Annotated in this window: 11 protein-coding genes; all 11 read left to right on the top strand. The window is 58.8% G+C overall.

Annotated elements, in window-relative coordinates; all coding sequences use genetic code 11:
• Positions 1–39 precede the first annotated feature (39 nt).
• The 11 genes from pyrH (at position 40) to lpxA (ending at position 11,639) form a co-directional block, all read left to right on the top strand.
• Entirely contained in the window at positions 40–777 is a 738-nt protein-coding gene (pyrH, locus tag AB1S50_RS08685; RefSeq protein WP_367150197.1) for a UMP kinase, read from the top strand.
• A complete protein-coding gene (frr, locus tag AB1S50_RS08680; protein WP_367150196.1) occupies positions 774–1,331 on the top strand; it encodes a ribosome recycling factor in 558 nt (185 codons plus the stop codon). Before pyrH ends, frr begins: the two co-directional genes overlap by 4 nt.
• Complete coding sequence (gene uppS / locus AB1S50_RS08675; RefSeq protein ID WP_367150195.1) at positions 1,331–2,119, top strand: polyprenyl diphosphate synthase; 789 nt, start codon at positions 1,331–1,333, stop codon at positions 2,117–2,119. The genes frr and uppS overlap by 1 nt, the downstream gene beginning before the upstream one ends.
• Positions 2,120–2,121: 2 nt before the next feature.
• Positions 2,122–2,967, top strand: coding sequence for a phosphatidate cytidylyltransferase (locus AB1S50_RS08670; protein ID WP_367150194.1), 846 nt, complete (start codon positions 2,122–2,124; stop codon positions 2,965–2,967).
• Positions 2,968–3,018: 51 nt separating this feature from the next.
• Positions 3,019–4,206, top strand: coding sequence for a 1-deoxy-D-xylulose-5-phosphate reductoisomerase (ispC, locus tag AB1S50_RS08665; RefSeq protein WP_367150193.1), 1,188 nt, complete (start codon positions 3,019–3,021; stop codon positions 4,204–4,206).
• Positions 4,207–4,275: 69 nt separating this feature from the next.
• Entirely contained in the window at positions 4,276–5,631 is a 1,356-nt protein-coding gene (rseP, locus tag AB1S50_RS08660) for an RIP metalloprotease RseP (protein WP_367150192.1), read from the top strand.
• A 137-nt stretch (positions 5,632–5,768) separates the two neighbouring features.
• Entirely contained in the window at positions 5,769–8,336 is a 2,568-nt protein-coding gene (bamA, locus tag AB1S50_RS08655; protein ID WP_367150191.1) for an outer membrane protein assembly factor BamA, read from the top strand.
• 99 nt (positions 8,337–8,435) lie between these two features.
• Positions 8,436–8,951, top strand: a complete 516-nt coding sequence (locus tag AB1S50_RS08650; protein WP_367150190.1) for an OmpH family outer membrane protein — start codon at positions 8,436–8,438, stop codon at positions 8,949–8,951.
• A gap of 19 nt (positions 8,952–8,970) precedes the next feature.
• Positions 8,971–10,053, top strand: a complete 1,083-nt coding sequence (lpxD, locus tag AB1S50_RS08645; protein ID WP_367150189.1) for a UDP-3-O-(3-hydroxymyristoyl)glucosamine N-acyltransferase — start codon at positions 8,971–8,973, stop codon at positions 10,051–10,053.
• A gap of 85 nt (positions 10,054–10,138) precedes the next feature.
• Positions 10,139–10,576: a 3-hydroxyacyl-ACP dehydratase FabZ gene (gene fabZ / locus AB1S50_RS08640; protein ID WP_367150187.1), complete on the top strand. Its 438-nt coding sequence runs from the start codon at positions 10,139–10,141 to the stop codon at positions 10,574–10,576.
• Between the two features lie 283 nt (positions 10,577–10,859).
• Positions 10,860–11,639, top strand: a complete 780-nt coding sequence (gene lpxA / locus AB1S50_RS08635; protein ID WP_367150186.1) for an acyl-ACP--UDP-N-acetylglucosamine O-acyltransferase — start codon at positions 10,860–10,862, stop codon at positions 11,637–11,639.
• The last annotated feature ends 4 nt before the right edge of the window (positions 11,640–11,643 follow it).

Raw genomic sequence — 11,643 nt, 5'->3', positions numbered from 1 at the left:
GCCCGACGGCGCGCGAGGATCCACGAGAGGACCGAGAGGATGCCCGGAGTCAAAGACCGCAAGTACAAGCGAATTTTGTTGAAGCTCAGCGGGGAAGAGCTGATGGGGGATCAGGGCTTCGGGATCAGTCCCAAAGTGCTGGACAAAATGGCCCTGGAGTTGGGGCAACTGGTGGGTATCGGGGTGCAGATCGGGCTGGTCGTGGGCGGTGGCAATCTGTTTCGCGGTGCCGCTTTACACGCGGCCGGCCTGGACCGGGTTACCGGGGACCATATGGGAATGCTGGCCACGGTGATGAATGCCCTGGCACTGCGCGACGCACTGGAGCGCTCCGATATCTCGTCGCGGGTTATGTCCTCTATTCAGATGAGTGGCATAGTCGATCACTATGACCGCCGCGCGGCCATCCGCTTCCTGGAGCGCGGCGAAGTACTGATTTTCGCGGCGGGAACCGGCAACCCCTTCTTTACCACCGACTCCGCGGCCTGCCTGCGGGGGATTGAGATAGATGCGGAGCTGGTGCTCAAGGCCACCAAAGTGGATGGCGTCTACTCCGCCGATCCGGTGCTGGATGCCAGCGCGAAGCGCTTCGACCGCCTCACCTTCGACCAGGTGCTGGACAAGAAGCTGGGGGTTATGGATCTGACCGCAATCTGTCTGTGTCGCGACAATAACCTGCCCGTGCGGGTTTTCCGTATGAACAAGGCGGGCGCACTGCTCAATATCGTGGTGGGCGGTGAAGAGGGCACGCTAATCGAGGAGGAAGTGAAACAGTGATCGAAAATATTAAAAAAAGCGCCAAAGGGCGCATGGACAAGACTCTGGACGCGCTGGCCGGCAATTTCAACAAAATCCGTACTGGCCGCGCGCACCCGAGCCTCCTCGACAGTATCCGTATTTCCTACTACGGCTCCGAGACGCCGCTGTCACAGGTCGCCGCTATCAAGGTGGAGGACGCCCGCACCCTGTCCGTGACCCCCTGGGAAAAGGGCCTGGTGCCGGAGATCGAAAAAGCGATCATGAAGTCTGACCTGGGACTGAATCCGAGTACCGCGGGATCGGTGATACGCATTCCAATGCCGATGTTGACCGAAGAGACCCGCAAGGGTTTTATCCGCGAGGCCAAGGGCGAGGCGGAGACAGCGCGTGTCTCCATACGCAATGTGCGCCGCGATGCGCTGGCTGAGATCAAGGCGCTGGAAAAAGAAAAAGAGATCTCGGAAGACGATGAGCGCCGCGCTGCGGACGAGATCCAGAAGATTACCGACAAATACGTTGCCGATGTGGACTTAAAGCTGGCGGCAAAAGAAAAAGACCTGATGGAAATCTGATGGGGGGTAGTGGTTGCGGCGAGGTTGTGCCGCCCGGTCCGCGCCACATCGCCATTATTATGGACGGCAATGGCCGCTGGGCCGCCCGGAGGGGATTGCCGCCCTCGGCGGGCCACAAGGCGGGTGTCGAGCGCATACGCGATCTGGTGTCCGCGTGCAGGGAGCGCGCTGTAGAGGCGCTGACACTGTTCGCCTTTTCCAGCGAAAACTGGCGGCGCCCACCCCAGGAGGTGGAGTTGCTGATGGGGCTGTTTCACTCCTATCTGCGCAAAGAGGCCCTGCGCATGAGCGAGGAGGGAGTACGGTTGCGGGTCATTGGCCGGCGCGACCGTTTTTCAGGGCGTCTGCAGAAGGCTATTGCCGAGGCGGAGCGGATCACCCGCGATGGCGAGCGGGGCAACCTGGTGATCGCGGCGGACTACGGGGGGCAGTGGGATATGACCCAGGCTGCGCGGGCTTTGGCCGCGGAGGTGGCGTCGGGACAACGCACACCGGACTCCATCACTGAGCAGGCTGTGGTATCGCATCTACAACTGGCGGACCTCCCGCCCGTCGATCTGCTGATTCGTTCCAGTGGCGAACAGCGTATCAGTAACTTTATCTTGTGGCAGGCGGCTTACAGCGAATTTTACTTTACACCTACGTTGTGGCCCGACTTTGGCGAGCGCGAGCTGGATGCGGCCATCGAGTCCTTCCGCGCGCGGGAGCGTCGCTTTGGTGGCCGCGGTGACGACAGTAGGCTGGCGCGGACGCCCGACACCAAGAGCTTTAAACAACGAAGGGTATAACGGTGCTAAAACAAAGAATAATTACTGCGCTGGTGTTGGTTTTCTTGTTTCTCGGGGCCCTGTTCCTCCTGCCCATCCAGTGGTTTTCTGTGGTCACCGTGGCGGTGATCCTGGTGGGAGGATGGGAGTGGGCCAACCTGTCCAATCTCAATCGCGCCCTGCGCCTGGTCTTTCTCGCCGCTCTCGGCATCGCCCTTATGGCGACCGCCCGCCATGTGTTTGGATTTGATTTTGGCAATCCCGATACCGATCGCGCGCGGCAGATCCTCGCTGTCGCCTGTGGCTGGTGGGCGCTGGCGTTCCTCTGGGTGCAGAGCTATCCCGCCAGTGCCATGCTGTGGGGCAACCGCTGGGCGCGCGGCCTGATCGGCCTGGTGGTGCTGGTTCCGGCCTGGTTGTCCGTGGTGATTTTGCGCGGCCAGGACCACGGTGCCTGGCTGGTCTTGTTCGTGGTGGCAGTGGTGGTGTGTGCCGATGTGGGAGCCTATTTTGTAGGGCGCCGCTTCGGCAGGCACAAGTTGGCGCGGGAGGTGAGCCCGGGCAAATCCTGGGAGGGCTTCGCCGGCGGCCTGGCCACCTGCCTGATACTGGCGCTGGCGGTTTCCCTGCTACTGGAACTGCCGCTTAAAAATACACTGCTGTTTTGCTTCGGCATTCTGGTGACGGCACTGGCTTCGGTGATCGGGGACCTGGTGGAGAGCATGTTGAAGCGCCATCGGGGTATCAAGGACAGCAGCGGTATCCTGCCGGGACACGGTGGTGTGCTGGATCGTTTGGACAGCCTTTCCGCGGCGCTGCCGGTGTTTACCCTGGCGGCACTGGCGGCGGAACTGCCCAAATACCTGTGAATCGTGCACTTGTACCCTTGCAATGAGAGGCCCGCGAGGTAAGTAAGCGCCATGCAGCCCGCAGTAGTTCAGTCAGTGGTGGTACTCGGTTCCACCGGTTCCATCGGCACCAGCACGCTGGATGTGCTGGCGCGCCATCCACAGCGCTATTCCGTCTTTGCCCTCACCGCCGGCAAGCGTATCGCCGAACTGGCGCAGCAGTGCCGCCGCTACGCACCCCGCTTCGCCGTCGCGGCCACCGAGCAGGGCGCGGAGGAGCTGCGCCAGTTACTGCGCGGTGCTGAACTGGACACCCAGGTCCTCTGTGGTGTCGAGGGATTGTGCCGGGTGGCGGCAGATCCGGAGGTGGACACAGTGATGGCCGCCATCGTCGGTGCCGCCGGCCTGCGGCCGACACTGGCAGCAGTCGAAGCGGGTAAGAAGGTCCTGCTGGCCAACAAAGAGTCACTGGTGATGGCCGGGCCTGTGTTTATGCGCGCGTTGAATACCAGTGGTGCGCAACTGCTGCCCATCGACAGTGAGCACAATGCGATTTTCCAGTGTTTGCCGCAGCCCTGCGGAAGCCTGGAATCCGCCGGCGTGGAGAAGATCCTGCTCACCGCGTCCGGGGGACCCTTCCGAACAAGGGTGAACGATGATCTGCACCGGGTCACGCCCGATGAGGCCTGCGCCCATCCCAACTGGTCCATGGGGCGCAAGATTTCGGTGGATTCTGCCACCATGATGAACAAGGGGCTGGAATTCATCGAGGCCTGTCTGTTGTTTGGCGCCGGCCCGGAGCAAATCGAAGTGGTGGTTCACCCCCAGAGTATCGTGCACTCTATGGTGCAATACCGCGATGGTTCGGTGCTGGCGCAATTGGGCAACCCGGATATGCGGACCCCGATTGCCCACGGGCTGGCGTTTCCGGAGCGCATAGACAGTGGCGTTGCGGCTATGGATCTGGTGGCTTTGGGACGCCTGGATTTCGAGGCGCCGGACATGGGACGCTTCCCCTGCCTGGGGCTGGCGAGGGACGCCATGAGTACCGGCGGCAGCGCTCCCACCAGCTTGAATGCAGCCAATGAAGTGGCGGTGGAGGCCTTTCTACGGGGCCAGTTGGCGTTTACCGGCATCCCCGCGGTGATAGAGCGGGTCCTGAAGCGCGCAGAAGCCGTTGAACTGACAGGGCTGGATGCAGTCGAAACAGCGGATTGCAGAGCGCGCGAGTTGGCGCTGGAGGTACTTGGCGCCGTTTGACCCATATGATTGCATATCGGCGACCCCTGGTGGCGCATATCTGCAACTGAGTGAGCTTCTGGCCAAATTATGGATGTTTTGCAAAAAGTAATCTGGGCGCTTCTGGCCTTCGGAGTGCTGGTCTCTTTTCACGAGCTGGGACACTTTCTGGTGGCGCGACTTTGCGGCGTCAGGGTGCTGCGGTTCTCGGTGGGGTTCGGGCGCCGGTTGCTGACCCGCTACGACCGTCGGGGCACTGAATATGCCCTGTCACTAATCCCCCTCGGCGGCTACGTCAAGATGCTGGACGAGCGGGAGGGGCCGGTGCCACAGGACCAGTTGGAACAGGCCTTCAACCGCAAGAGTGTATGGGCCCGGATGGCCATTGCCGCCGCGGGTCCGGCGGCCAACTTCCTGCTGGCCGCGGTACTCTTCTGGTTTGTGTTCATGGGTGGTACTGCGGGCCCGGTTCCCATGGTGTCGGGGGTTCAGCCGGACTCTATCGCCGCCGCCGCGGGACTGGAAGCCGGCCAGGAGATTATCGCCGTGGACGGCAAGCCGACACCCACCTGGCAGGCGCTGAACTGGCGTTTGGCCAACCGCCTGGGGGACACTGGCAGGATCGAATTTACCGTGCGCTATGCGGACTCCAACCTGGAATACCACTCAGCTGCCGATATCCGGCGCTGGCTGGCGGGGCGGGAAGTGGCCGACCCGCTGAGGGAAATTGGTGTTCAGCTGTGGACTCCCGATATCACCATGACCCTTGCGGAAGTCACCGCTGACAGTCCAGCCGAACTGGCGGGGTTGCGCCCGGGGGATAAAATTTTGGCCACCGATGGCGAGCCGTTCGATGACTGGAGTGAGTGGACCAAGTATTTGCGCGCGCGGCCTGGACAGGTGTTGCAGGTGGCGCTGGATCGCAACGGTGAGCGGCAGTTATTGACGGTCACGCCGGAGCCGGTCACGCTGGACAACGGTGACACCATTGGCCGCATCGGTGTATTGCCGAGAGGAGAGGAATGGCCCCCGGAGTGGATTCGCACCTATCACTATGGTGTTTTCGGTGCCTTGAGCAAGGGGTTGCAGGAAACCTGGGACAAGACCCAGTTTACCCTCAGCAGCCTGAAGAAACTGATTTTGGGGCAGCTCTCCACCCGAAACTTGAGCGGCCCAATCACCATTGCTAAAGTGGCTGGCACTTCCGCCGACGCCGGATGGCAGTCGTTCCTGTCACTGCTGGCATTACTGAGCATCAGCCTGGGAGTGATCAACCTGCTGCCAATCCCCATCCTCGATGGTGGTCACCTTCTTTACTATTGTATTGAGGCAATCAAAGGCTCGCCGGTATCAGAGCGGGTGCAGGTGATCGGGCTGCAGGTTGGGATGGTGCTGGTGCTCGGAATCATGGGGCTGGCCCTGTACAACGATATATTGCGCCTTTGACGGGCCCCGCAGGTATAGCGCGATACTCCGGGTAGCCTGAAACCGCGCAGTTTGTAGAGATGGTGATGGAAACTAGGGCCCTGCCGGGTTGGTTTGGACTGTCAGTGGAATTGCGAATAAAAAGTCGGATTTACTAGATGAAAGATTTTCTCAAAGCGGCCTCGCTGGGGCTGGCGTTGCCCATCAGTGCTTTGGCGCAATCGTTTGTGGTCAACGACATCCGTGTCGAGGGTCTGCAGCGGGTGTCCGCCGGCACAGTGTTTGCCGCCCTGCCGGTGCGCGTGGGAGACCAGATCGAAAGCCTGGAGATTCAGAGTGCCACCCGCGCCCTGTTTCGCACCGGCTATTTCCAGGATATTCAGATCGGCCGCGAAAACGGCGTCCTGGTTATCACCGTGCGCGAAAGACCGGCGATTTCCAAAATAGAGATTACCGGCAACAAGGCTATCAAGACCGAGGACCTGCTCAAGGGGATGGAGGAAAACGGTCTCGCGGAAGGCCAGATTTTCAAACGCGCCACACTGGAGGGGCTGGCCCAGGAGTTGGAGCGTCAGTATGTCGCTCAGGGCCGCTATGGTGCTAGTGTGACCACCGAGGTGAAGGAGCTGCCGCGCAATCAGGTCGAACTCAAAGTGGTTGTGGACGAAGGCTCCGTAGCCGCAATCAAGCATATTAATATCGTCGGTAACACCGCTTTCTCGGACGAGGAACTGGGTGAGATCTTCGAGCTGCAAACCACCGGGTGGCTGTCCTGGCTGCGCAGCGACGACAAGTATTCCCGCGAGAAACTCACCGGCGACCTGGAGCGGCTGGAGTCCTTTTATCTGGACCGGGGCTATCTCGAGTTTCGCATCGATTCCACCCAGGTTTCACTGAGCCCGGACAAGCGCAGTGTGTTTATCACTGTCAATGTCAGCGAAGGCGATGTCTATACAGTGAGTGAGGTCGACCTGGCCGGGGATCCAGTGGTCCCAGAAGAGGAAATCCAGCGCCTGCTGTTGGTGCGGGAGGGACAGACCTTCTCCCAGGTATTGATGACCACCACATCCGACTATATCACCAAGCGCCTCGGCAACGAGGGTTACACCTTCGCCGAGGTGAACGGTATCCCGGAACCCAACGAAGAAGACAAGACGGTCAAAGTGACCTTCTTTATCGACCCGGGCAAGCGCGCCTATGTGCGGCGCATCAATTTCCGCGGCAATACTCGTACCTCCGACGAAGTGTTGCGCAGGGAAATGCGCCAGATGGAGTCCTCCTCCGCGTCGTCGGCGCGTATCGAACAGTCCAAGGTCCGTCTGGAGCGCCTGGGTTACTTTAAGGAGGTACAGGTCGAAACCACGGAAGTGCCCGGAACTTCCGATCAAATCGATGTGGAGTATACGGTGGAGGAACAGCCCTCCGGCAGCATTGGCGGCACCGTGGGTTATGCCCAAAACAGCGGTCTGGTGCTAGGTGCCAACATTCAGGAGAACAACTGGCTTGGCACTGGCAAATCGGTGGGTGTGGCGGTCAATACCTCGCGGTTTCAGACAGCGTTGAATTTCTCCTATACGGATCCCTATTTTACTCCGGACGGGGTCAGTCGCGGTTTCTCTATTTATTATCAGGAGCAGGATTATTCCGAGCTTGGCGTTACCAACTATAACAGCACAAGGTATGGTGCCAGCCTGAGTTTTGGCTACCCAATCTCGGAGATTTCCCGGATTGGTCTGAATCTAGGTTTCAGCCATCTGGAGCTGGGTGTCGGCGATTTCCCGGTCAAGGAAATCCGGGATAGTCCGGTACCCATTGAAGGTTTGGATGGTGTGGTTCTGTCGTCCGATATCGCTACCATCAACGCCGAACTGGAAGAGGCGCTGGAAGAGGGAGAGGCACTGGATCTCAGTGAGCCTCTCGATCCGGCACTGCTCAATACGGATCCGAATGGCTTTATCGATTTGAATGGCGATACATTCGATTCCTTTTCCGTGACCGGCTCCTATGCCCGCTCCACCCTCAACCGCGGTATTCTCGCCACGCGCGGCACTTCCCAGCGTATGTCGTTCGAGTTTACTTTGCCCGGTGGCGACCTGGAGTACTATAAGCTTATCTATACCGGCCAGTATTTCCGGCCTCTGACCAGGGACCTGACGTTGCGTCTGCGCACCAGGCTGGGTTATGCAGACAGCTATGGCACCACCACAGAATTGCCATTTTTTCAAAATTTCTACGCCGGTGGCTTTGGTTCTGTGCGCGGTTTCGAGCGCAATTCGTTGGGCCCACGGTCGACACCTTTCCAGCAGTATAGGATTAACCCGTGTGAGGTGGACGCCGAGGGCTTCGTTACCAACTGCTATGTGCAGAATGCCAATGCTGGGGAATTGGAGGTGACTTCCCAATTCCAGGACCCTGATCCCTTTGGCGGCAACATCCTGATTGAGGGCAGTGCCGAGGTGATATTTCCACTGCCGTTCGTCAAGGATCAACGCTCTATGCAATCCGCCTTCTTTATCGATGCCGGCAACGTATTTGATACCAGCTGCGGTGCTACGCAGCTCAACTGCTATGATGTCGACCTCAATCATATCAATGTTTCCGCGGGTATCGGCCTGACCTGGATTACCGGGTTTGGTCCGCTGACCTTCAGCCTGGCCAAGGCACTGGAGAAGAACGAGGAAGATGAGGTTGAGGTATTCCAATTCTCCCTGGGGAATAGTTTTTAAGAGGGTGTGGCCGCCGTGGCAATGCGTTTTTTGCGCTCTAACGCTGAATGCGAAATGCGACTCGACAATTGTAAGAAAAGCAACTATGGAGAACTGAAAGTGCTTAATTCCGTAAAAATCATCGCAGTGCTGGTGACAGGTATTTTGCTGTCCGGGGTGGCCGCGGCGCAGAGCAAGGTGGCGGTATTCAATTTACAGGCTGCCATTATGAGCACCGAAATGGCCAAGTCGAAAGTGAATGCCATGAAAACCAGCTCCGAGTATTCCAAATTGCAGAGCGATGCCGAGTCGATTCGTGCAGAGGTCCAGAAGCTGGCTGAAGATATGCAAAAAAATGGCATGACCTGGTCCGACGAGCAGAAGGCGGAATACCAGCGCAAGGTAAATTTCAAGCGTTCGGACTTTGATACAGTGGCGAAAAAACTGCGGGCTTTGGAAGGGCAGGTGGGCCAGGAGATTCAACGGGAGATGGCTCCCAAAGCGCAGGCTGCGCTGAATGCCATCATCAAAGAGCAGATGCTGGACCTGGTGCTGGATGCCAATTCCGCCTACTATGCCGGCCCGCAAGTTAACCTGACGGCGGCAGTGGTTGAGCGGATGAATGCCGACAAGTAATCGTCGGCGCACCGCTTAAATGGTACAAAAACTGCCCCTGTCCCGGCTGGCGCGGGAGCTTGGCGCGGATCTGCGTCTCGTACCTGAAGCAGATCCGGCACAGGAAATATCCGGGCTCAACACTTTACCGGAAGCGAGGCCCTCGGAGGTCTCTTTCCTGGCCAGCGCCAGTTACCGGCGGTTTCTCCCCGGCACCCGCGCTGCGGCGGTGTTGTTGCGAGCTGACTGGGTGGATGAGTGCCCGGTATCGGCGCTGGTGGTTGACGATCCTTACCACGCATTTGCACAAGCCACAGCGCTGTTTGATTGTGCGCCGCCGGTCAATTCCGGTGTCCATCCCTCGGCGGTGGTCCACCCGCAGGCGATAGTGGATTCCAGTGCCAGTGTCGGACCGGGTACGGTGATCGAAGCCCGCGCACGTTTAGGGGCTAATGTCGTCATAGGGCCAAACTGTGTCATTGGCGCCGGCAGCGAGATTGGTGATGGCAGCCGCCTGCACGGGGGGGTAACGCTTTATCACGACTGCACCCTTGGCCGGAACTGCATCATTCACAGTCAGGCGGTAATTGGAGCCGACGGCTTTGGCTTTGCTCCCCACCAACGCCGTTGGGTCAAGATTCATCAGCTGGGCTCGGTGGAAATTGGTGATGAAGTGGAAGTGGGCGCTTGTACCTGTATCGACCGGGGTGCACTTGGCAATACTGTCATTGGGCGCGGGGTGAAGATCGACAACCAAGTGCAAATCGCGCACAATGTACAAATTGGTGACTACTCAGCCATCGCTGCTTGTGCTGCAGTGGCGGGCAGTGCGGTGATCGGAAAACACTGTACCATCGCAGGTGGTGCTGGGGTCGTCGGCCATGTGACCGTGGCGGATGGTGTTCATATAAGCGCCATGACACTGGTGACCAAGTCGATCGATAGTGCTGGATCCTACTCCAGCGGCACACCGTTCTCCGACAGTCGCAAGTGGCGTAAGAATGCAGTGCGGTATACGCAGCTGGATCAGATGGCGAGACGTCTGCGCGAAATTGAACAGCGGCTCGAGCAACTGGGGCCGGGGGCATCCACTGAGGCACAGTCCTTGGAGGATGGGAGTTGACCAGCTTCAACGCCGGTTGATAATTGATGAAGTTTGTCTGTTCGGGGCGTGTTGCGCCCCGAAGTGGTTTCTGGGGGTTTTTGGAATGATGGATGTTCGCGAAATTCGTCAATACCTGCCACACCGCTACCCGTTTCTGCTGGTGGACCGCGTGGTTGAGCTGGAAGAGGGGAAGTACATCAAGGGCTATAAGAATATCTCCGTGAATGAAGAGGTATTCAACGGGCATTTTCCCGAGGTGCCTATTTTCCCCGGTGTTATGATTGTAGAGGCATTGGCGCAGGTGTCCGGCATCCTCGGCTTCAAGACCCTTGGCCAGAAGCCTGAGGACGGATACCTGTATCTGTTTGGCGGCATTGACGATGTGCGTTTCAAGCGCCAGGTAGTCCCGGGCGACCGTTTGCTGCTGGAGTCTGAAGTGGTGTCTGAGCGCCGCGGCATCTGGAAGTTTGCCTGCAAGGCGAGTGTCGATGGCGAGCTGGCGACCACAGCGAATGTGCTCTGTGCGGTGAAGCAGGTGTGATTCACGGCTAACTATTGACCCGACAGCTGGATAAGTTGCCCGGTTAATGGGGCACAGGGATGTGGCGGCCAAAGGTCGGCGTGGGCCCTTGGAAAGCAAGCGATTCCGCGTAATTGCGCTGATTTCCAGGGGCGGCAATCCAATGGGTGAGGGGTCATCTGGTGGATTGCCGGATTGATAAATTAAAAAAGTTGCCGGCCGGTGCAGTGGCTATGGCAGTGCTTCTATCTTCGCGCAGAGCGCGGGTTCCGGGTTTTTCAGCCTTGTAGGAGTAGGTCGCAGAATGCAGACGAATATCCACCCCACGGCTATTGTCGACCCGTCGGCAACACTGGGTGCGGGGGTGAGTGTCGGGCCCTACAGTATCGTGGGCCCCGGTGTGGAGATTGGCGATGGTTGTGAAATCGCCTCCCACGTCGTGCTCAGTGGACCTACCAGGCTCGGCAGAAATAACCGCATTTACCAGTTTGCATCCGTAGGCCAGGACACCCCGGATAAGAAGTATCAGGGCGAGGAGACCACCTTGGTGGTCGGCGACAACAATGTGATCCGCGAGGGTGTCACTATTCACCGCGGCACTGTGCAGGACCGGGGTGAAACCACCATCGGAAATGACAATCTGATCATGGCCTATGCCCATGTGGGTCACGACAGCCTGATCCGCAACAATACAGTGCTGGTCAACAATGTGGCATTGGCGGGTCATGTGGAGGTGCGGGACTGGGCGATCCTGAGCGGATTTAGCCTGGTGCATCAGTACTGCACTATCGGCGAACACGCATTTACCGGCATGGGGGCTGCCATCGGCAAGGATGTTCCCGCCTATGTGATGGTGGCCGGCAATCCCGCCGAGGCGAAAACCATCAATGCCGAAGGGCTGCGTCGCCGCGGTTTTTCACGTGAGGACATTGCGTGGATCAACAAGGCCTACAAAGTTGTCTATCGCCGTGGGCTCACCATGCATGAAGCACTGGATGCACTGGGGGAGCTGCGCGAGCAATCACCGGTGATTCAGCCCTGGATCGATTCCCTGACTTCCTCCAGTCGCGGCATTGTCCGCTGATGTG

It is taken from the genome of Microbulbifer discodermiae, from assembly GCF_040742695.1.
GTDB lineage: Bacteria > Pseudomonadota > Gammaproteobacteria > Pseudomonadales > Cellvibrionaceae > Microbulbifer.
Note: the sequence above shows the minus strand (reverse complement) of the source record. Positions and strands in the feature narration are given on the sequence as shown.